Below are 21,787 nucleotides of genomic sequence, written 5' to 3' on the forward strand. Positions count from 1 at the left end.
GGCAAGGGCGTTCCTGAGGTGCAGAGCCTGCCATTGTAGAAGAACCGTCTCGGTTCTTGCTCCCGAATCACCCAGCCCCCCCAAGAGCCGGGACGGCTCTTCTACATTCCCTTGCGCCCCAGCGCTTCCTTGCCCCCTACGTCGTCAGAATCTTCTGCACTTTCCGGTAAGCCCAATATCCCAGGCCGGCGGTGAAGGCGAGCAAGAGCCCTAGATGCCAGGCGATCTCTCCGGGATGCCATTGCCCCCAGGCACTGAGCTGGAGCAGTCGCACCCCGTGGTAGAAGGGGGAGAACTGCACAATCACGCTCAGCACTGGCCGGTCTCCCAACGGGAAGAACACGCCCGACAGATAGAAGATGGGTGCAATGAGGAAGGAATAAACCGTCTGGAACTGGTTGATGTTCCGCACCATGGCGGAGGCCAGCAGACCGATGGCTCCACAGGGCACGGCAAGCAGTCCAGAAATCACCGGGAAGGCAAAGACTGCCCACGGATTGCTCAGCAGCCCCATAAACAGGAGGAAGATCCCGACCGTGCCGCCCATCATCGCCGCGCGGATGTAACCCCAGAGAAACTCCCCGATCACCACCTCCTTCACCCCGATGGGGGTGGTGAGCATGGCCTTGAAGACGGATTCGAAGGTCATCTTCACATAGAACCCATAGCTGCTTTCAAAAAAGGCCGTGAAGAGCGCAGTCGTGGCGACCATGCCAGGGGCCAGATACTGGGCATAAGACAGGCCACCGATCTCGCCAATGAACGGAGAGAGGCCCATGCCCAGAGCGGTGAGCATGAGCGCAGGATCTGCCAGCGTGGGGGAGATGTTCGCCAGGAAATCCTTGCGATACACCACCCAGTTGCGGACGACCACATGCCAGGCGAGCTGAAAGGAGGTGCGGAATTCGTCAGTCATTGTCGTCGAGCTCGCGGCCGGTGAGTTTCAGGTAAACGTCTTCGAGATTGGAAGGGCGCAATTGCAGGGCGGTGGCACCCAGCGTCTGCTGCAGGGCTAGCAGATCATCGATCCGCGGAGCACGCACACAGCACTGTCGCCCTTGATGGAACAACTCCCAGCCTGTCTGAAGCTCCGCTTTGATCTGCTCTTCCAGGTCATGGCCGAAAGTGGCCACAAACCCGGGCGTCTCCTGATCAATGAGCGCACGTGGAGCCCCCGCTCCCACCACGATGCCGCGGTTCAGAATGATGATGCGGTCACAGAGGATCTCCGCCTCATGCATGTAGTGGGTGGTGACCATGACGGTCTTGCCCGCCTGGCGATAGGAAATCACCTTTTCCCACAGCAAGTGACGCACGGCGGGGTCCAGCCCGGTGGTGGGCTCATCCAGAATGAGGACCTCAGGATCCGAGAGAAGCGCCCGCACAAATGCGAGACGGCGTTTCATGCCCCCGGAGAGTGTCTTGATGGGGGCCTCCTTCTTGTGATCCAGAGACATGTGGGCCAGCAGATCCTGAATGCGGGGCAGGGCAGCTTTCTTGTCCACCCCCTCAAAACGCGCGTAGAGCCGCATGTTCTCCATGACGGTGAGCCCTTCATCCAGAGCATTCTCCTGAGGCACCACGCCGAGCCTTTCCTTGATCTTGCGCGGGTTCTCCGCAGGATCGTAGCCGAAGACCCTGAGGTCACCGCCGGTACGCAGCACCGCTCCGTACAAGCAGCCGATGAAGGTGGACTTGCCAGCGCCGTTGGGCCCCAACAGGCCGACACATTCCCCTCTTTTCACCTCCAGATCCAGCCCCTGCAATGCGGCGAAGTCGCCAAACTTTTTGGCCACAGCCCGGGCCACGATGACAGGTTCAGCATCAGAGACCGCAGCGGCCGGAGTGTCAGGGGCAATGCTCACGCGCCCGATGGTAGGGACGCTGAGGCAAAGTGCAAGCACAACGGGTGCCTCCGCAGCACACCGTCCGACCATACGGGCTGCCCGCCTACCGCGACATCTCTCCCGTCATCTCCAGCAGGGCGTCCAGCATCTTCACCGCCGCCTGAGGTTCCAATGAGTTCGTGCCCGGCCAGGTCTCATACCCGCCGAGTTCAAAGTGACGCGGGGTGGGCAGGTACCCAAAGTAACCGTGGTTCAGCTCCACCATGAACGAGTGCTTGAGCGGGCTGCGCTTTTTGAACTCCAGACCTGTTTCCGCAAAGGTCTCACAGGGAAAGGTTCCGATGCAGATGTCACCAATCCGAAACGCCTGCAACGGAATGAGCGCGGGGCTCTTCCCCTCGCTGAGCTGCTGCACCCGCCGTGCATAGATGGCAGGCAGATCGGCCTTTACAGAGGGCACGTCGGCATTGGGCAGCTTTTCTTTCGCCCAAGCCAGCGTCTCCGGGCTCAGGACGCGCCAGGAAAGTTCGAGTTCGCGGAAACGCGCCTGCAGGGCCGCCTGATCCTTCCACTCCACACCCGCCAGCGCGGCCTGCACCTTGGCCGCCACATCCTCCGCCACCTTTCTCATCTGGGCATAGGGCGGTGACGAGGGGCGTGGGTTGCGGAAGTTGACGTTGTTGATGTCCCCGCTGGTGCCGTTGGCCAGGATGGGCACAAACGGCGGAAATTCATCGTCCTTTGCCCCATTGAGCCGCGCCAGCGCCGAGCAAAACATGCCGTAGTAGTCTGCAGAGATCTCCCCATTGCCCACGCCACCCACATAGTGCAGCGAATACGCGGCAAAGACGGAAATCAACCGCCCTTGCGGCTCCCGCAGGGCGAGGATGGTCACCGTGGGATCGGTGGGACCAGCTGGCTCCACCAAGTTAGGGCTGCCTCCCGGTGGGTTCATCTTCACTTTGTCCACCTTGCCAAACGGGTTCACGGGAGCGGTCCCGTCCTTCATCACCCAGCGCCGGTTGAAAACATGCTCAGGCGCTTCCGCGGTGACAAAGCCGATCTGCGCTGGCCGCAGCGTGTTTACCGCACGACGCACGCCGTCGGCGATGCGACGGGCCACGAACTGCTGATAGGCATCGAGAGGCTGTTCCGAGACATAGCGGCTGTCCCCCAGGGCACTGGCTGCCGAGTGGGTGTGAGTGCCGGAGATCATCACCTGCGCAGGCGGGATGCCGGTTGACTCCTCGATCAAGCGTCGCGCCTCGATGCTCACGCTGCGGTGCAGGCCGAGGAGGTCGCACACCACCAGCGCCAGCTTGGTCTTTCCGTCATCCAACACCAGACAGCGGGCGTGCAATTCATCATGCACGCCGGTGGCCGGGAATGGCACAAAGCCACCGATGATCTTCGCCCCCAGTTCTGGAGTGATGTTGCTCGTGGCCGCCCCAGCACGCAGTGGGGCTGACGAAGGTGCCGCCGCAGCCACCAGGCCTGCGGAGAGGCACATCACGAGGAAAACAGGCATCCATGATCTCATAGGTATCCTGCCTACGGACCGTTTTGGCCAAGCTTGCCATGCCCGTGCCGGGATGACCAGTCATGGGCACATAAGTATCAGGCAGATGACTCGCATTTCCTTCGGCGCAAATACTTGTCACAGTCTGATCCAGGCGGACATTTCCTACCGTGCATCTCGTCGTTGAAAAGCCCTCGCCCCTGGCCGCCACGGAACTGGTGGCGTGTGAGGTCGTGCGGGGGGACGACTTCGGCTGCGTCTGGCACCACCACCCCGAATGCGAGATCACCCTCGTGCTGCGCGGCGGGACCGAACGTATGGTGGGGGACAAGCTGACCCACCTGCGCCCGGGGGATCTCACGCTGCTCGGGTCAGATCTGCCGCATGACTATCGCAACGATCACCCCGCCACGGGTCGCCGGTCACGGGTGGAAGCGATCGTGGTGCAGTTCATGCCGGATCTGTTGGGGGAGGGCTGGCTGCAGCATGCTTCCATGCAACGGGTTCATCAGTTGTTTCATCGTTCTCAACTTGGTCTGGAGGTCCGTGGTGCCACCCGGAGGCGGACTGCCTTGAGATTGAAACAACTGTCCCGGGCGGCCGGGCTGCGACGCGTGGTGCTGCTGCTGGAGATCCTGGAAGACCTGGCGAAATCCAAGGATCTGGTGGAGATCGCCTCACCGGGCTTCCACGCACCGGCCCGCCATGGCTCGACAGACCGCATCGCGCCCATCATCACGCACATTGAGTCCCACCTGGCCGCGACCATCCACGTGCACGATCTGGCCCTCATGGCGGGGCTGAGTGAGAGCGCCTTCAGTCGTCTGTTCAAGAAATGCACCGGCCGCTCCGTGCCGCAGTACCTCAATGAACTGCGCATTGGCCGGGCCTGTCGGCTGCTCGCTGAGACGGACGACACCGTGGCCCGCATCGCCACCACTTGCGGCTACCCCTCCCCGGCAAACTTTCAGCGGCAGTTTCATCGGCATCAACAGCGCTCCCCGCTCGCCTACCGCGCTGCGGTAAGAGCCCGCGGATGACAAATGCATCCACGCCGGAAAAGGAGATTTCTTCGCCGGAAATGACGACACAGCGTCGGCCGTGGCCTTGCGTAAGTATCGGCCATGATTATCCCCTCCAAAAAATCCGCAGCCACGGCCCTCAGTGTCCTGCTGCTCCCCATGGCCTCCTTGCTGCCTGTCAGCGCCGCAGAACCGGTCAAAACCAAGATCGACCTGCTGGAGAGCATCAAGACCGGTGATGTGGACTACCACGTGAACCCCAAGGCGGACTTCCACGATGCTCCAAAGGACATCTGGACCATCCAGCCGGACAAGAACCTCCACGTGAGCGGGCGCGGCTACGGCTATGTGGCCACGAAGCAGGACTACCGTGACTACCACCTGGTGCTGGAGTTCAAGTGGGGTGCGAAGACCTGGGGCAAACGCGAGACCAAGGCACGTGACAACGGCTTGCTCCTGCACTCCCACGGACCTCACGGTGCGTACAGCGACACTTGGATGGCCAGCATCGAGGCGCAGATCATTGAAGGCGGAGTGGGTGACATTCTGGTCCTCTCTCCCAAAATGCCCGACGGCACGACGCTGACGACCTCCCTGAGCGCAGAGTTCGCACTGGACCGGGACAAGGAGAAGATCTGGAAACCCGGCGCTCCCCGCCAAACGGTGACAGCGGGCCGCATCAACTGGGAGAAACGCGATGTGGACTGGGCGGACGTGGTGAACTTCCGTGGCAAGGAAGACGTGGAGTCGCCCTTCGGTGAATGGACACGCCTGGAGGTCATCGCCAAGGGCGACACGCTGCAATACTTCGTCAATGGCGCGAAGGTGAACGAGGCGTTCGAGTGCAAGCCCAGCCAGGGTAAGATCCTCCTCCAGACGGAAGGGGCAGAAATGATCGTGCGCCAATTTGAGTTGCATCCCCTGGGGGCCCTCAAGGTGTCCAAGCCCGCCACGGTGGCCGACGCCAAGTAGAGCCCATTCTCAGTTTCCTCGCACCTCACCATGAGCACGCCGCCTCCGCTGAACCGACGTCACTTTCTCACTGCCACCGGTGCTGCCGTCATGGCGGGGCCGCTTGGGTCAACGTCGGTTCAAGCCGTTCCCAGCCCGGGGGCGATCCCGCAGGAGAACGCCCTGCCGGGTTCCCTGAACTGGCAGCTCACTCGCGTCCGGGTGGATGGCAAAAACTTCCGCTCCCCCTGGATCGAAGGCTACTGCTCCCGGCAGAGCGTGCTGGCCGGCCAGACGCTGGACATCATGGTCTCCGCCAAGCCGGCGCGGAAGTTCCACCTGGAAATCTTCCGGCTCGGCTACTACGGCGGACGGGGTGCGAGGAAAGTGCATGAGCTGGGTCCCCTGCAGGCCACCACCCAGCCCACGCCGCAGCCCGGGGCAAAAAACCTGCACGAATGCCGCTGGCAGCCCACCGTCACCCTGACCATTCCACCCGACTGGCGCAGCGGTGTTTACATCGGTCGCATGACGACCCTCCCGGACGCGGCAGACGAGGCGTACTGGCAGAGTTATGTGACCTTCATCGTGAGGGATGAACGCCCGGCAGACATCCTCTTCCAGTGCAGTGACAACACCTGGCAGGCCTACAACCGCTGGCCCAGTGACTTCTCCCTCTACACCCATCCGCAGGGCGGCCAGGGCCCTTGGGCGGATGTCAGCTTTGACCGGCCCTATGGCCGCGAGGCGCAGTACAACGGGGTGGTCAACGATCCTCTCACGGTCGGCTCCGGGGAGTTTCTGCCCTTTGAGTTTCCCCTCGCCTACTGGCTGGAGCAACACGGCTACGATGTCACCTACTGCTCCAACAGCGATATGGTCACCCCAGACCGCGGTTTGCGCTGCAAGGCCTTCCTGAGCGTGGGGCATGACGAGTACTGGGACATCCGCCAGTTCCGCAGTGTGGAGGCCATGAGGGATGCAGGAGTCAACCTGCTCTTTCTCTCTGGCAACTCGGTGTGCTGGGTCACGCCCATGCGCCCCAGCAGTGACGGCGTGCCACATCGCATCATTTCACGCGACGGTCCCTATGGGGCCGAGCAGGAGTACGCCAGGAACCGGGAGGCCAACCACGGACCTTTCCCCGAGCGGGGACCGGACGAAGGGCTCCTCATGGGCGCGCGCAATGTCCGCCCAGTGAATGGCGGCGGAGACTGGATCTGTGAGAAACCGGACCACTGGATCTTCGAAGGCACCGGGATGAAGAAGGGGGAGGCCATCCCTGGTCTCATCGGCTGGGAGTACCATGGACAGCCTGCCACTGAGATTCCCGGCCTGGAAGTGGTGGGTGGTGGCACGGCCTGGGTGAGCGGCACGACTGCCCAGCAATGGACGGCGACGATCTATCCCGGTCCCCGCGGCAACTTTGTTTTCAACGCCTCCACCATCTTCTGGGCCCAGGGTCTCTCCACACCGCCCGGCCATGTGCTGCCGTGGTCCCACTGGAGCCGCCCCCACGGCCCGGATGAGCGCGTGCAGCGGATGACGCGCAATCTGCTGACCCGCGCCCTGGCATCCCGCTGATCCCCTCAGCTTGTAATTTCATCGACTCACCCAGCTCCGACCCGTTCTCATGACTCCCCCACTCTCCCCTGCCCCGAGCCGCCGACAGTTCCTCACCCACGCGGCACTCACCGCCGGCGCCTGCCTGCTGCCAGCCGCCCACCAGGCCACGGCCGCCCAGCCGCCATATGAGCGCACCCTGAGGGACCGCCTCTGGATGTGGGGGCATGACTCCGGCTCGCTCGTACAGGGCTATGGCATTGGCAGCAAGGGCAGCGACATCGAGCCCGCGGCCGCGCTGGAGTACCTGGGCATCCCGAACTGCTGTATGGTGCGCTTCACGGGCACGCCACTTCCCCCTTTCGACGACTACGTCAAGCAGTTCGCCAAGACCCGCCGCCTCACCTGGAGCTTCGTGGATGGAGGAAAGAACTTCACCACCGCGCAGAAGCTTGAGCAGGCGCTGGACCTCGCAAAGCAGAACCCGCACCTGACCGGGCTGGACATGGATGATTTCTTCCTGGGAGATGCCCTGCCCAAGAACGGCGGAACGGATGCTGCCGCGCACCTGACCGTGGCGCAAGTCGCCCAGATCAGGAAGGACCTGAAGGCCCTGAGCCGGCCGCTGGATCTCTCCATGGTGATTTACACGAACCAGCTTCATCCGGTGATCCAGCCCCACGTGGATGTGGTGGATCAGGTGTACCTCTGGACCTGGAAGGCCCGGGAGCTGGCGAACCTGGAGGCAAACTTTGCCGCGTATCGCAAGATTGCCCCCACCAAGCCCACGTTACTGGGCATCTACATGTGGGACTTTGGCGAGAAGAAGACGATCCCCGTCTCCCTGATGGAGCACCAGTGCCGTCTCGGGCTGGACTGGCTGAAGCAGGGCCAGATCGAGGGGCTCATCTTCCACTGCACGCCTCTCTGCGGCATGAAGCTGGAGGCCGTGGAATGGTCCAAGGACTGGATCGCCCGTCACGCGAACGACGTGGTGCGGCCATGAGCGTCTAAAATGCGTGAATCGTCCTCCAGGCTGATGTATGCATTCCCAGTGCATCATGGCCGAGACGCGCGACATCCCTGACTATCCGCTCACTGACTACGTGCAGCCGGAGATCGCCGAGCTGGGCCTGTACGTGGGACGTTTCGAGGTGCTCAACACCCAGATGGACCGCCCGCCCGGCATGCATCGCCACGGGCACTTCGAGCTCTTCTGGCTGCATGGTCCTGCGGAGCACTTCAATGACTTTGAGCACTTCAAGCTCCCGGCAGAGCGCCCCTCCTTCATTCTGGTGAGCCCAGGCCAGTTGCACCGGTGGGAGGGAGCCGATGACATTCGCGGCACGCTGATCTCCTTCACCACGGCGTTCTTCGATGGCAGAGAGCCTCCGCCCAGCCGCCTCATGCAACTGGGTTTCGTGAATCGCATGTGCTACCCACCGGTCCTCACGGCGGACGCCGACCTTGAGGAGGATGTCACCCCGCTCATAGCCCGGTGCGAGCAGGAGTATGCCAGCCGCGGGGAGGGATGGATGGAAGTCTGCCGGCACAGCATCCGGCTCATCCTGCTGCTCGCCAGTCGCGCCTGGTTGCGACACCAACCGGAGCCCAGGGAGACGGGGCGCTCACGGGAGCTACTCCAGCGTTTCCAGGCGGAGGTGGAGAACAGCTTCCGCCAGCCAATGTCCGTGGCCTCCTACGCCAGGCGGCTGGGCGTGACAGCGGGGCATTTGAACGATGTGGTGAGGCAGTTCACCGCTGGCACGGCGGGGGAGCTGATCCACGCCCGGGAGCTCCTGGAGGCCCGACGGTTGCTCATGCACACGGAGCTCAGTGTCTCGGAGATTGCCTATCAACTGGGGTACAAGGACCCCTCCTACTTTGCCCGGGTGTTCCGCAAGAGCACCGGCCAGGCCCCGGCGGATTTCCGTACCGCCATCCGTGAGACCTGCCGGGCTGGAGCAGGTGCCTGAAGGGGTCGCCCCACCCCGGATCGGAACGTCATCCTCGAAAAGTACTGGTCGGTCCGCGGATAGTGCTGGGATCCAGAATTGTGCGGATGGGCGTAGTGAGAGATGCTCCCACCAGCCATGAAAGCGATTGCCCTCACTCACTATCTGCCCATTGCCGACGAGAATTCCCTGTTCGACACCGAGCTGCCCAAGCCCATCCCGAGCGGCCGCGACCTGCTGGTGAAGGTGCAGGCTGTCTCCGTGAACCCGGTGGACACCAAGGTGCGCTCCCCGAAACCCGCGGTGGAAACCACGCCCAAGGTGCTCGGGTGGGATGCAGCCGGGATTGTGGAAGCCGTGGGCCCGGAAGTGATCGGATTCCAACCCGGTGATGCGGTGTACTACGCTGGCGACATCACCCGCCCCGGCTCGAATGCGGAGTATCAACTGGTGGACGAACGGATCGTGGGCCACAAGCCCGCTTCCCTGGACGACGCCGGCGCTTCCGCCTTCCCGCTGGTGACCCTGACCGCCTGGGAGGCCCTGTTTGACCGTCTCGGCATCGATCCAAAAGGGAAGAAGGATACAGGAAAAACGCTGCTCATCATCGGCGGCGCAGGCGGAGTGGGCTCCATCGCCATCCAGCTGGCCAAGCGTGCCGGTCTGGTGGTGATCGTGACGGCTTCCCGTCCGGAAACGACGGTATGGGTGCAGGCCCTGGGTGCGGATCACATCGTGGACCATCGCGAACCCCTGGGCCCGCAGCTCAAGGACCTGGGATTCGCCGAGGTGGACTACATCGCCAACTTTTTCAACACCGACATCTACTGGTCGGCCATGGCAGAGCTCATCCGACCCCAGGGCAAGATCGTGGGCATCGTGGAGAATGACCAGCCGGTGGACATCGATGAACTGAAGGCGAAGAGCGCCACGTTCGTGTGGGAGTTCATGTTCACCCGCTCGAAGTTCCAGACGCCCGATATGACCGAGCAAGGCCGCATCCTTACCGAAGTGGCGCGCCTGATCGATGCGGGCGAAATCAAACCCATCCATCGCGACATCCTGACACCGATCAACGCCACGAATCTGCAACAGGCCCATGCCCTGCTGGAGAGCAAGCGCAGCATCGGTAAAACCGTGCTGACAGGCTGGAGCTGAACTCTTCTCAACTCTTAACACCCAATCCCTAACATCTCACCCTAGTTATCACCATGAACCTGCAAATCGAAAATCAACTCGCCCTCGTCTCCGCCTCCACCAAGGGCATCGGTCTGGCCATTGCCAGAGCACTCGCCCGTGAGGGTGCCCGCGTCATCATCAACGGTCGCAGCGCTGCCTCCGTGGATGAAGCCGTGACCCGGATCCTTGAGGCGGTGCCGAACGCCCAGCTTGAGAAGTTCCCCGGGGATCTCTCTGACGCCGCCACGGCGGAGAAGCTCGCGGCAGCCTACCCTGAAGTGGACATCCTCGTGAACAATCTGGGGATCTTTGATCCCAAGCCTTTCTCCGAGATCCCTGATGCGGAGTGGCAGCGGTTCTTTGATGTGAATGTGCTCAGCGGTGTGCGCCTCAGCCGCCTCTACTTCGACGGCATGATCAAGCGCAATCGCGGTCGAATCATCTTCATCTCCAGCGAGAGTGCACTGCACATCCCGTCTGAGATGATCCACTACGGCATGACCAAGACCGCCCAGCTCGCCGTGGCCCGCGGCCTGGCAGAACTGAGCGCCGGGACGGCGGTGACCGTGAACAGCGTCCTACCCGGCCCCACGCGGTCCGAAGGCGTGGAAGAGTTCGTGGACAAACTCAGCGGCGGGCAGCCTTTCGAGGCTTTTGAGCAGGAGTTCTTTGAGAAAGTGCGCCCCACCTCCCTGCTCAAGCGGTTCGAGACCGTGGATGAGATTGCGAATGTTGTGGCCTTCGTCTGCAGCCCCCTCGCCTCCGGCATCAACGGCTCCTCCGTCCGGGTGGAAGGCGGTCTCGTGAAAGCGATCGCGTAAGGGAGTTGGGCGATGAGCCCCTGGCCCGAACAACTCGACGCATCTCAACCGCCGTTGAGGTGCGTTTTTCTTTTGGCTCTTCTTCACCCCGTCTGCCTGCTCCCAATGTCAAAGCTCCCCGACTCCCTCAACAGTCTGCTCTCTGAGCTGGAACGCTTCGGGGAAGAGAACGACCACGGCGATACGCCGCGGGGATCGAAGATGCTCAACATCACCCGCGACACCGGGGAGTTTCTCGCAGCGCTTATCCGCGCAACCGGGACCCGCAGCATCCTTGAGGTGGGCGCCTCCAACGGCTACTCCACCCTCTGGCTGGCCTTCGCCACCCAGCCGCTGGGCGGGCACATCACCACGCTGGAGCGCTCCGCCGCCAAGGTGGCCATGGCGCGGCAGAACTATGAGCGGGCCGGGTTGCAGGGACTGATCACCCTGATGGAAGGAGATGCCGGCGAGTTCCTGAGCAACGCCGACAGTGGCAGCGCCGACCTGATTTTCCTCGACTCCAACCGGGCCGACTACCTGGCTTGGTGGCCCCACCTGAAACGAATCCTCCGCCCCGGCGGCACCGTGGTAGTGGACAACGCCACCTCCCACCCCGAGGAAGTCGCGGGTTTCGTGGCAGTGGTGAATGCCGATGAAGCGTTCACCACCGCGCTGGTGCCAGTGGGCAAAGGGGAGTTCGTGGCGGTGAAGGCTCTGTAAGAGGAAAGACACTTGGCTCAAACCGGGACAGGAATGTCCCTCGCTCCTTCTGCTGACAACGCCCTCTATAACGCACTCAGTAAAAGGAGGCAGGGACTTTCCAGTCCCGGACCCGTTCGCGCGATCCAGCAGAAGGAAATGCCAACTGACAGGCATCGTACAAGATCGAACGAAGCTCGCAATGGACAGCCCCGCCGACAGGAGGGAGGCTGTACTTGACCGATTGGAGGGCTCCGATTACCTAAACTCCAGATCCCCGAATAGGTTCCGGTCATTCATGTTGCCATTCCCAATGGCTGAAGACCAGATGTAGCGATCGATCTGATCGCGGATGAGGGGATGGTTGCGGGCAAAGTTCGCCCTCCAGATGGTGCCAGCCGTGGGGGCAGTGGTTCCCAACGTTTTGAAAGGAATGGTGACGAGTGCCTGCCAGGTTCGAGTTGCCACGTCGGTGCGGGACTGCACCTCCCACTCTCCTTTGAAGACGGGATCATCCTTGCCATGGCGCGGATCCATGACGTCTGTCACCGCTCCATTCAGCGCGTCGTAACGGGCCGTGGGATGAATGCCCGTCATGAAGCGATAGGCCAGCTCCTGGCCTGCTTGAGGGGCCAGGTAGATGTCCACGGATTCTTTGTCCCCCAGAGGCTGCTCCCGCCGTGTGCCGGGCAAGGGCGGCTTCGCATCAGGCTCCAGTTCGCTGGTCAGCAACAAGTACAAGTTCGTCTTGTCATACAGCGCCCGCACGGACGACTTGCGAGGAAGCTTGTGGAAGGGAGGAACACGCGTGAAGTCCGCTTCCTCGGCCTTCGCCCAGACACTGGGCTCCAGGCTCACGGCCGAAGAGGCTGCGGCCACGGGCAGCCGTTTCTTGCCCGGCAGCGGCGCATTGCGCATGCTCTTGGTGTCCCAGTTGAAGCACGTGTTCGCGAAGGGCTCTTGGTATCCATCGTGAGCGAGCCTCAAGTGCTCGGCCGAATGACCGGAGAAGGGAAAGAAGACCTGAGCCCAGTCTCCTGCCGTCTTGGTGCGCGGCCCCTTCTTGTAAAGCGCTTCAATCGCCTCATTGCGGGCATCGATCGCGTTCAGCAACTGGTCGCGGGAGGGAGCATCCGCCAGCAGGACGAAGGCTTGGTAGAGATGCACCACCTTGGCGAGGTGACGGAGGTAGTCGAACTCGGTCCGTACCAGTGCCAGACGCGTCTTCACCTTGGGTGTCGCAGCCAGCGACTCCGCCAGTGCGAGATCGTTCTCCAACGCAGCGAGGACTTGGGGAGGATAGAGGAAAGCAATCAGCGGGAAGGGATCCGTCACCGTCTTGCGCCGCCGCCCGTCATAGGTTTGGTAGCTCCACGCATCGCCCCGGGTGCCGATGTGATCTGAGTAGAGATTGATGGCGTGGTAGAGCCGGTCATAGAATGAAAGCATGGCTGGAGCCGAGCTCCCGAAGGCCGCCTCGCAAAACTCTGGCACCAGCTTGGCCGCGGAGTTGCCTGTGGGATTGTCAAACATTCGGCCCATGGTGTAGTACACCGGCCCTTCCAGCCCGAAGAGCTGGCCCGGCCCGTCGCGCAGCAGAGATTGTGTTTTGTTCTCCGCCAGTCTCTTCACCTGGGTCTCCACAAAGCCCGGAGTGCGCATGGGAGTGTAGCGGGTCACCAGATTCGGGCACCAGTTGTAAACGTATCCGCTGAATCCACCCGGCACCTCATAGTCCCGCCAGGGAGCGATGTCGGTTTCATTCGTGCCGGTGAGCATGATGTTCACGTTCGCCGGAAACGCCTTGAAGGTCTTGGGGGGACGTGCCGTGAGGATGTACGACATCATGGTGATCCGCCCCTGCGGATGCGATTTCAGAAGCCTTTCCGCCACCTGCCGGTTAAAGGTCCAGATCTTCTCACCCCAGTCGTCCCCCGTGCCATAGAGCGCCCCGCACTCCCTGCACTGGCATTCCTGATACCCATCCGGCTGACCCAGATCCACCGAGGTGTATCCGTTCTCCAACTGCCGCACCAGATCCTGGTAGATCAACTCCTGCACCTGAGGATTGGAAAGGCAGTACTGGGCATTGCCCGATGCTGCGGCCTGACGTTCGCCATTGATCAGGGCAAAGTACTCAGGGTGACTCTTGGCGTATTGCTCCGGCGGGATGGCCCGTGCCCAGGTGTGCCCACCAAAGAGAGAATCCACCCGGGGAAACCGGTTCAAGGAAAGATCATAGAAGCCCGCATTCGCCGGATGGGAGGTGTTGACCTTCAACAACGGGGCGTGGTTCACCTTGAGATTCCGCGGCACGATGGCCGCCGGTTTCTTGAGAAACTCAATCCCCGGCGAGTTCATCAGGTCCACCTTGGCAGCATCCGCCACCTGACTGTAGGAGGGCAGGTCGGGATACAGGAAACGCACCCCCAGATGCTCCCGCGCAAAGTCCGCCGCACCCTTGGCCGTCCCGACAAAGTCCCACCCAGGCTGCCGGCGGTCCTTGGTCCCGGCGGGCAGTCGAGAAGGTGCGTCATGCCCGGTAATGATAACATTCTCCCCGACGACTTGCTGCACATAGCCCCAGCCTTCCAGTCGAAGGGCGTCAGGCACCTGCTGGGCGGCATACTTCGTCTGTCCAAGGTAGATTCCCGGCTTGGACGGCTCGCGTTGCGACTCCTGCACTACCGACACCTTTACGCCATTGGCCTCAAACGCCGTCTGCAACATCCGCGCCGTCTGCTGCAAAGAACCCGTGAGGGTCGTGGCCGGCAGTGCACCGGAATCCGGCAGCACAATCTGATAGTCCGTCTTGCCAGCGCTCCACAGAGAAAGATCTCCATTGGCAGACTGCGAGTGCAAAGACGCGGGGATCAAACAGGCCGCGGCCCACGTAAGGAGGCAACGGACATCGACCGGCGGGGAGAAACGAAGGTTCATGGAAAGGAAGGCGAACGCACAGACTACGCGGGCAGCCCGGCTTTTTTGTCACGATGAAGAGTCGAAACTGTCCCAGAAGCGATTGTGTGGGATCAAGGTATCTTTCCAATGCCCTGATGACTGCACTCAAGAGATCCGAAAGTCAGTTCCTGCCGGAACTCTGAAGTCGGAACGCAACGGTTGATATTTTCAAGCGTCATGCCGCAGCATTCGCCGCATTTTCAGAAACGACCAACGAAGAAAAGATACCACCAGAGAAACCATCCCATCATGCATCCACACAAAGAGGAATCCCCCTGCGGCCAAGGCGGAGGTAAAATTTTGATAGACGAGGGCAAGGCGAACATCATTGCCTGCGCTATGCGTGCAATCGACAGTATATGCAATAAACCCAAAAGCACTCCAAACTGCCAGGTGGGTCAACATCCGCCACGCCCAGGCCAGCTTGTGCATGAAAATCGTCGCACAAGTATTGACGAATAAAGCTGCCAGAACCGCGAAGGGGAGTGCCATTCAAATACTTGACTAACAGATTTGTTCCAAAGGTACAGAGTTGAATTGACCCGGGAACCAGATTTGCTCGGCAATCACCCCTCTTCCCAATTCGACGCCGCAAGCTCTGACCGATGTCTGCATGCACTACGCTTCTCCGTCCTGAGCGACATTGAGCAAAGTTCGGAATGCACCAGGAGACTGCAACACATCCCAAAAAGCAAATGAATCGAAAATCCAGATCGTTTGCAGCCTGTCATCGGGCCGAGGCACGGGAGGCCAGATCGGCACGAACATTCCCGGCCATCGCTGGTTCAATCGTTCCACTGCCTTCAAGATGGCATCAACATCCTCCCCCGTTCGCTGAGCCCCACGCCCTCCATATACGTTTTCGTAGAGATCGCACACGCGAACGTGAAATTGCGGCGGCCCATCGCTCAACGCCCGAAAGATATAGCTCAACAATCCGCAAACTGGCCCTTCCCCAATGCTCATGTTCGTCGTTTCTAGAAGGTCGCGAGGTTTCTGTGATTCCCCCTCGGAATGGAGGTCTTCTCGCACTGCCTAATCGCAATTCATCTATTCAGAATAAAACACACCATACATTGAGAAGAAAGTCAGGCTAACCCATGCGACCTGAGATACGGCCTGAAATGCCAACGCTCTTCCACCTTCAATCAAGCGCCCGAAAAGAAAACCGCAGCCAAATATGCACAACATCGTATTTATCAACATGGGCCAATAGGCTTCCGCTTCGGCATTGATTCTCACCCAGTCGCCTGCGTTCTGCAAACTCCCTGCGACAATAAGGTAGTATCCACTGACGAGAAGTCCGCTTAACTGCAGAATAGTGAAAAAAGTGACGACTGAGTTCTTCATTACCCGATTATTTTCATTTCCGATTGGGATCACCAGCTGAGACTGGAGATGTGATGGCGTTTGCCATCGTGCGGTTCCGCCCATCGAAACACCCTCCCGTCTGGCACTGTTCGGCGAAGACAAGCCTTCGGGCAACGCCGGCCATCGATTTTTATGTATCGCCGCGAGGATTCTGAGTTGCTCTCCGCGCTCTGTACTGGGGAAGCTGCCGACGCACGCTCACCGGACACATTTCTCCAGCCGAGCACCTTCAATTACGCCCCTGCGCTTGCCATGTATCAACTCTTCATCCACCCCCGATTCCACACCTCCGAGGGACAGCGTGACATCTGGCTGCAAAGGAGGCGGTTGCCATTACTGGGCTCAGATGAGGCTTCTCGCAACAACCTGCCGCATGGCACACTTATCCGGCGCATCCATCAGACCTAGGTCCTACTCGAGTGCGCAGGCAATGTTGTTACTCTGTGTAAATACCAAACTGCATGAAGCCTGTGTCACCCCCCATCCCATCACTCACCTTGATGAGGTTAACGCCCTCGGTGAGATTCATCGCCTCGGCAGCTCTCGCCATGCTGCTCGTAAGCTGCGCCACCAGCAGCCGGCTCGAGGAACACAAGACCATCGCCTACTCCGCTGGATTCAAGGTCATCCATCCAGTGAAGCCGGACCAGGTGGCCATCCTTTCGTCACTGCCCAAAGACAAAGTCACCCCCATCAACTACCAGGGCAAGACGTACTACATCCTGCCTGACGCCGAGAACAACCAGGCCTTCGTAGGGGGCAAGATGGAGTTCACGACGTATCAACACCTCTGCATGAAGAAGCTGCGCGAGGAGGAACGGGCGGCAGAACAGATGGACCAGGCGGCGGCGTTTCATCAGATGAACTGGGGTGCCTGGGGTGGCTGGCCGATGGGCTACGGACGGGTCATTCACTACCGGTAGGCTTCGGCACGGCATAGGGCCAAAGTCCGATAGCATCGCTCGCACCGCATGAGTAGCGTCTCTCCATGAGCAGTCTCATTGTCATTGGGTTCAACAACGAAGCCGACGCCTTTGCCATGCGTGCGGAACTTGCGAAATTGCAAACCCAGTACCTGATCGAAATGGAAGACGCGGTCGTGGTGACGCGCGATGCGGGAGGTAGGCCACAGCTGCATCAGGCCGTGAATCTCACCGCCAGCGGGGCCGTTGGGGGCATGTTCTGGGGGACCCTGCTGGGCATGCTCTTTCTGAATCCCCTGCTAGGTGCAGCGATCGGCGCCGGTTCCGGTGCGCTTTCTGGCAAACTTTCGGACATCGGCATCAACGATCTGTTCATGAAGCACCTAGGCGCAACGTTGACCGCCGGGACCTCCGCGCTCTTCCTGCTGGTGCGCAAGGCGACGCCAGACAAAATACTCGAAGCTCTCAAGCCCTTCGCCGGCAAAGGCACCATCCTTCAGACCTCACTGACAACCGACAAGGAGGAGGAACTGCGAGCCTTCATCGAGGGGAAGCAAGAGCCGGCTTCTTCTGCCGGCACCGAGGAACGATAGGGGGCCTTGGAAGCGCCTAAGGGTTCGATCAGTCCACGTTCCCGTATTTATAAAGGCCAATGCATGTCAAGGAGCGGCGGTTTGTGCTTGCACAACCGCCGAGGGGAAGCGGAGTGGTTGGCAGCCACCTGCCCATCGCCTGGTGCGGCTCCACCGCTGCTTGCAGGCTCGGGGACTACCTTGCTCCGGCCACCTCCGGCGGTTGTGCAAGCACAAACCGCCGCTCCTTGGATAGCTGGTCCAAAGGGCAACTTGGACAACCTCAGGTGCACAAACTGACGTGCATGCGCCACTACGAGATCGACTTTTCAGAGCTGCCAATTCTGGGACTTCCGTACTGGAGCTCGCAAGAATTGGGGACTGGCGTCGCGCTCTTACTCCACATTCTAACCACTCATGCTGATGGCAAAAATCCTCAACCTCCCTACGTTATGCCTTCTGCCGCTCCGACACAGTCCGAACGAGCCGCAAGTAGAATTCTCCAACGCCCATACCCAACGTAGCCCGCTGGAACGCCCACCACGAAGACATTCCGCCCGCCTCCAAATTGTCAACCGCAGGCAATGAATCGGCAATGTAACGTTGGCCCCCGAGCAGCCTTATCGATTTCGATCCTAGAGATCAATCATCGCCTTCAGGATCCGCTGTCGTAGTCAAAGTTGAAAATCATGAACCGAAACACGATGTTTGCCAGGAACAATGCGTCAAGGTCATCTTCTGGCAATCCCGATGTTAACGCTTCGGCCGACAGAACGTTTTTGTGGTTGCCGTAGGATTGATCGAGCTTTGACATTTCGTAGTGATTCGAAGAAAGCCTGAAGACAAACTCCATGGCAGTCTCCGAATGCTTTGCACGCAGAGAATTCGCACCAAGCAGCCAACGGTCTACTGATGTTACCCTCCAGATCTCGTTCCCGTGAGCATCAGTGATTGACCAGTGCTGACTCGAAACCCGCCAGATCTCCCATTTTGAACGCGCGGTTGAATGGCGTCGCACGGTCAGGACATTTGTGCCCTCACGGTATATGCGCACCACCGAAGGGCCCCATCGCACCGAAGAGCCCTCTCCAACCTCTGAGGTGGCGACAACCGCGTCAAATGGACAAACCATGACTAACGATTGGGAGCGTCTGACCCCGTCCCCGACCACCACTCCCACTGGAATGTCGCTCCAGAAAAGGACATCGCTCATGCGGGGCACCGTACTGGCACGTCGGAACTGTGCCCTGATGATTCTCCGCTGGAAATCCGGATTGTTTGCCGCCCGGCCCAACTCTCCCACTTCATCCAGCAAACGCTCCACTTCGGAAGACACTGCGCTTTCTCCAGCCACCTTGCCTCCCGATCGGGCGATTAATTTCGCAACTGATTCCATGTCAGCATCCTGCTTATTGAATGAGTATTCCAGCGCAAGAGTTTTCCATGATCCCTCTCCCTTTCAACTTCTAGACGAGCGAAACGCCGTAAGAACCCCAAGATGTGATCCCCACCACAGATTCGAACAGAGAAGGGGCTTGGGTCAACACCATTTAACTCTGACGGTTTGCACCATAGCGCCCGCCCGCATCGGGCGTGCTCCACGCTTTCGTCAGAGTCAAACTGATCGCGCCTATCTGCACTGCACCAGTTCAAAGTCATCTACTGGGAGGCGAGGCACCCGATTAACGGCGTCAATACCAATAGTGACGCCCTGAGAGCAGACCCATAAAAATTGCGGCTATCAATACTGTTTCAGATTCGGCCGAGACCACCACATGCCGCTTGGGCACAATGTAAATTTTCCATTCTAAATCACGATTGGAGAAATTGTACGCTCCGTGGGGCAAGGTAAACCTCTCCTCAAGATACTGCATCTCCAACGTCCCCTTCCATGTAAAATCAACCCCCCCCACGATACGACCATCGAGGAGGATATCGTAAGCGTCAGCCCAAAAGAGAGATTCCCAAAATGTCCCCTGCCGCTTCCTATGCACCATCTTTGCGAGGCAAACGGAGTCATCAGTGAAGAGGAAAAGCTCTCCATTCTTAATCTTAGTCTTCAACGATGAATCCAAAAGCTGCAGGTTATGTGCCACGACGCAGTCAGAATCTGCGGGATTGATGCAACGTACCAGGGGCGTGATTGTAGCCTGCAATCTCATAGCTCATCATTACTGGATGGATTCACTTGCCCCACATGAGCGTGAATATTGATGCGGGTCAACGTGTTCAATTGTACTCTTATAGTTTATCAGATCAAGTACCGCCCCTGCGTGGACACCACAACCAAAATAAAAGTGACGCCATTCTAGCCTGCCCATCGGCACTACTCGTCATTCAAACAATCAGACTAAGTGTTGAACCAGCAATCATCCGCCGAATACAATCCCAAGAACATTGCGATCAGGAGGTTTGAATCGTCATCTGCTGCCACGTACACGTGCTTCACAGGATAGAAGAACACCTGCCAACTCATATCTTCATTTGCAAAGTAGCGGCATCCAATAGGCGCCTTGAACTCGCGATCTCCGTACTGGACCGAGATGCATCCATCCAGTGGCAAATTGACTTTCGCCAAGATTCGATCGCCATACTCAATCGACCAATCGGGGGTTCCAAAGAGGCGAATGTATCACGGCCTCCGCACTTTTGACGGAACCATCCTCGCAACACAATTCTCCTTATCCCCTTGGAACATATGAAACTCCCTTGCCCCAATTTCCATCTTTAAAGGCACCTCCCCCCAGACGTGACTATTGTGCACGACCGTACTGACAATCTCCTTAAAATGGATGAACTTGCGCTCCGGCGTGATAGTTGCACGTAGTTTCATAAGTTAAGCTATTGAATGAAATCACCCACGCCCCATGAGCCAGAAAGTTGGTGCCTGTCAACAGGTTCAAAAGTGCCCGTATACCTTATTAAATCAAGTGCTCACATGGCGTAAACGCCACCACCAAAAATCAAAGCGCCGCCATTCCAGCCTGCCTATTCGCACTATTCATGGTTCGAGCAATCAGACTATGCACTATACCAGCTATATTTCGCCGAATACAATCCCAAGAACATTGCGATAATGAGACTCGAGTCGTCATCTGCCGCCACGTACACGTGCATCACAGGATAGAAGAACACCTGCCAACTTAGATCTTCATTTGCAAAATAGTCGCATCCGATAGGCACTTTGAACTCCCGGTCTCCGTACTTGACCACGACGAAACCGTCCAGTGGCAAAATGGCCTTCGCCAAGATTCGACCGCCACACTCAATCGACCATTCGGTGGTTCCAAAGAGACGAATGTACCACGGCCTCCGCACCTTGGACTGAACCATCCTCGCAACACAATTATCCTTCTCCCCTTGGAACATCTGAAACTCCCTCGCCCCAATTACCATCTTTAAAGGCACCTCCCCCCAGACGTGACTATTGTGTACGACCGTACTGACAATCTCCTCAAAATGGATGAACTTACTCTTCGGAGTGATAGTTGCACGTAGTTTCACAAGATGCGCTATTGAATGAAATCACCCACACCCCATGAACCAGAAATTGGGGACCTGTCAACAGGTTCAAAAGTGCCCGTATACCTTATTAAATCGAGTGCTCACATGGCGTAAACGCCACCACAAAAAATCAAATGCCCGTGATCTTCGCTCCATAGATCCTGCGTCCGGCATAAATCAACTGATCAGATTCACGCCAACTCAGTCCTGCTACAGAATTCGCATGCTCTGTCATGAGTTTGTCTTTCACTAGGCGAATGTCGCCGAGGGGGATGAGGGCCATCATGGACGTCACTGCGATGCAGGCTTGCGTCCATGCGTGGATTCGCGCCTGAGGGCGTTCAGCCACTTTTCAACAGCAAGTCGAGTCCAAGACGCTCTCCTCTCCTCCTCACTGAAATCACTTCGATACCCTTTCCCTTTCGACACCGCCGCAGACAACCTTGCAAGCTCTTCGGAAAGGCGCTCCTCAAGTTTAAGGCCCTGCTCCCTAGACAGGTTCAACTCAGCCCGGTGCTCTTTGCCAGCACCCCCAGGCGTCACCAGGATGCGACGCGGGTTGGTCAAGGCGCTGTAGGTACGCCAGGTACGGCAATGCTGCCCATCCCTCCACTGAGCCACGACGGCCCGCTTTTCAGCAAGCAGCAAGTCTGCTTCCAGCAATTCCATCTTGGGAACTTCCGTCCTATAAATTGACTCTACCCGGAAAGCCATGCCGGGACCTGGATCGCGCAGGGAACAAGAAAGCCCGGGCGACAAGAGGATCATGAGGGCGAACTTGCCCAAAGCGTTCATACAACCTCTGCCAGGAGCCCTCCAAGTTGGTGGTTGAATCGAAACACGAGCGGAGCATAACTGCTCTCACGAGATTCACAAATTCCTCTGTGTGAATAAGAATCCGAACTGAAAAAGCATGGG

General features: G+C 59.2%; 20 protein-coding genes. 10 read left to right on the forward strand and 10 right to left on the reverse strand.

Translation table 11 applies throughout. From position 1 onward, the window contains the following. Positions 1–136 precede the first annotated feature (136 nt). From BV106_RS01770 to BV106_RS01780, 3 genes are all read right to left on the reverse strand, one after another. The gene (locus BV106_RS01770) at positions 137–916 is read right to left on the reverse strand and encodes an ABC transporter permease (RefSeq protein ID WP_038159598.1); all 780 of its coding nucleotides are present in this window, start codon (positions 914–916) and stop codon (positions 137–139) included. After that, on the reverse strand, positions 909–1,865 hold the full coding sequence (locus BV106_RS01775) for an ABC transporter ATP-binding protein (protein WP_051944765.1): 957 nt from the start codon (positions 1,863–1,865) through the stop codon (positions 909–911). The genes BV106_RS01770 and BV106_RS01775 overlap by 8 nt, the downstream gene beginning before the upstream one ends. Positions 1,866–1,950: 85 nt before the next feature. Further along, the gene (locus BV106_RS01780) at positions 1,951–3,375 is read right to left on the reverse strand and encodes a neutral/alkaline non-lysosomal ceramidase N-terminal domain-containing protein (RefSeq protein ID WP_265595226.1); all 1,425 of its coding nucleotides are present in this window, start codon (positions 3,373–3,375) and stop codon (positions 1,951–1,953) included. 161 nt (positions 3,376–3,536) lie between these two features. Here BV106_RS01780 and BV106_RS01785 point away from each other — a divergent pair, with 161 nt between their 5' ends. From BV106_RS01785 to BV106_RS01820, 8 genes are all read left to right on the forward strand, one after another. Further along, on the forward strand, positions 3,537–4,406 hold the full coding sequence (locus tag BV106_RS01785) for an AraC family transcriptional regulator (protein ID WP_038159601.1): 870 nt from the start codon (positions 3,537–3,539) through the stop codon (positions 4,404–4,406). An 84-nt stretch (positions 4,407–4,490) separates the two neighbouring features. Further along, positions 4,491–5,360 (forward strand): DUF1080 domain-containing protein, encoded by an 870-nt coding sequence (locus BV106_RS01790; protein ID WP_051944770.1) that lies wholly within the window; start codon positions 4,491–4,493, stop codon positions 5,358–5,360. Between the two features lie 30 nt (positions 5,361–5,390). Beyond that, positions 5,391–6,923 (forward strand): N,N-dimethylformamidase beta subunit family domain-containing protein, encoded by a 1,533-nt coding sequence (locus BV106_RS01795; RefSeq protein ID WP_038159603.1) that lies wholly within the window; start codon positions 5,391–5,393, stop codon positions 6,921–6,923. Between the two features lie 49 nt (positions 6,924–6,972). Then, entirely contained in the window at positions 6,973–7,908 is a 936-nt protein-coding gene (locus BV106_RS01800; RefSeq protein WP_038159605.1) for a twin-arginine translocation signal domain-containing protein, read from the forward strand. Between the two features lie 55 nt (positions 7,909–7,963). Further along, positions 7,964–8,878: a helix-turn-helix domain-containing protein gene (locus tag BV106_RS01805; protein ID WP_265595227.1), complete on the forward strand. Its 915-nt coding sequence runs from the start codon at positions 7,964–7,966 to the stop codon at positions 8,876–8,878. Between the two features lie 117 nt (positions 8,879–8,995). Continuing rightward, complete coding sequence (locus tag BV106_RS01810; protein WP_038159610.1) at positions 8,996–10,015, forward strand: zinc-binding alcohol dehydrogenase family protein; 1,020 nt, start codon at positions 8,996–8,998, stop codon at positions 10,013–10,015. Positions 10,016–10,068: 53 nt separating this feature from the next. Beyond that, positions 10,069–10,857, forward strand: coding sequence for an SDR family oxidoreductase (locus tag BV106_RS01815; protein WP_038159611.1), 789 nt, complete (start codon positions 10,069–10,071; stop codon positions 10,855–10,857). A 105-nt stretch (positions 10,858–10,962) separates the two neighbouring features. After that, positions 10,963–11,559, forward strand: a complete 597-nt coding sequence (locus BV106_RS01820; RefSeq protein WP_038159613.1) for an O-methyltransferase — start codon at positions 10,963–10,965, stop codon at positions 11,557–11,559. Between the two features lie 237 nt (positions 11,560–11,796). Here the strand turns inward: BV106_RS01820 and BV106_RS01825 are convergent, their stop codons facing one another. From BV106_RS01825 to BV106_RS01840, 3 genes are all read right to left on the reverse strand, one after another. Then, the gene (locus BV106_RS01825; protein ID WP_081891440.1) at positions 11,797–14,478 is read right to left on the reverse strand and encodes a DUF4838 domain-containing protein; all 2,682 of its coding nucleotides are present in this window, start codon (positions 14,476–14,478) and stop codon (positions 11,797–11,799) included. 189 nt (positions 14,479–14,667) lie between these two features. Then, entirely contained in the window at positions 14,668–14,991 is a 324-nt protein-coding gene (locus tag BV106_RS01830; RefSeq protein WP_038159616.1) for a hypothetical protein, read from the reverse strand. Positions 14,992–15,549: 558 nt separating this feature from the next. Then, on the reverse strand, positions 15,550–15,849 hold the full coding sequence (locus tag BV106_RS01840) for a hypothetical protein (protein ID WP_038159622.1): 300 nt from the start codon (positions 15,847–15,849) through the stop codon (positions 15,550–15,552). Positions 15,850–16,370: 521 nt separating this feature from the next. Here BV106_RS01840 and BV106_RS01850 point away from each other — a divergent pair. Both BV106_RS01850 and BV106_RS01855 read left to right on the forward strand, forming a co-directional pair. Beyond that, positions 16,371–16,793 carry a hypothetical protein gene (locus BV106_RS01850; RefSeq protein ID WP_265595228.1) on the forward strand — a complete coding sequence of 141 codons (423 nt, stop codon included), beginning with the start codon at positions 16,371–16,373 and terminating at the stop codon, positions 16,791–16,793. A gap of 65 nt (positions 16,794–16,858) precedes the next feature. Next, the gene (locus tag BV106_RS01855) at positions 16,859–17,386 is read left to right on the forward strand and encodes a DUF1269 domain-containing protein (protein WP_051944773.1); all 528 of its coding nucleotides are present in this window, start codon (positions 16,859–16,861) and stop codon (positions 17,384–17,386) included. Positions 17,387–18,020: 634 nt separating this feature from the next. Here the strand turns inward: BV106_RS01855 and BV106_RS01860 are convergent. The 4 genes from BV106_RS01860 to BV106_RS01885 all read right to left on the reverse strand — a co-directional run bounded on the left by BV106_RS01860 (position 18,021) and on the right by BV106_RS01885 (position 21,664). After that, on the reverse strand, positions 18,021–18,761 hold the full coding sequence (locus BV106_RS01860; protein ID WP_038159631.1) for a hypothetical protein: 741 nt from the start codon (positions 18,759–18,761) through the stop codon (positions 18,021–18,023). 295 nt (positions 18,762–19,056) lie between these two features. After that, positions 19,057–19,461, reverse strand: coding sequence for a hypothetical protein (locus BV106_RS01865; RefSeq protein ID WP_038159634.1), 405 nt, complete (start codon positions 19,459–19,461; stop codon positions 19,057–19,059). Positions 19,462–20,999: 1,538 nt separating this feature from the next. Continuing rightward, positions 21,000–21,155 (reverse strand): hypothetical protein, encoded by a 156-nt coding sequence (locus BV106_RS37970; protein ID WP_265595229.1) that lies wholly within the window; start codon positions 21,153–21,155, stop codon positions 21,000–21,002. Positions 21,156–21,160: 5 nt separating this feature from the next. Next, the gene (locus BV106_RS01885) at positions 21,161–21,664 is read right to left on the reverse strand and encodes a hypothetical protein (RefSeq protein WP_038159644.1); all 504 of its coding nucleotides are present in this window, start codon (positions 21,662–21,664) and stop codon (positions 21,161–21,163) included. Positions 21,665–21,787: the final 123 nt, after the last annotated feature.

The organism is Verrucomicrobium sp. BvORR106, from assembly GCF_000739655.1.
Classification (GTDB): domain Bacteria; phylum Verrucomicrobiota; class Verrucomicrobiia; order Verrucomicrobiales; family Verrucomicrobiaceae; genus Verrucomicrobium.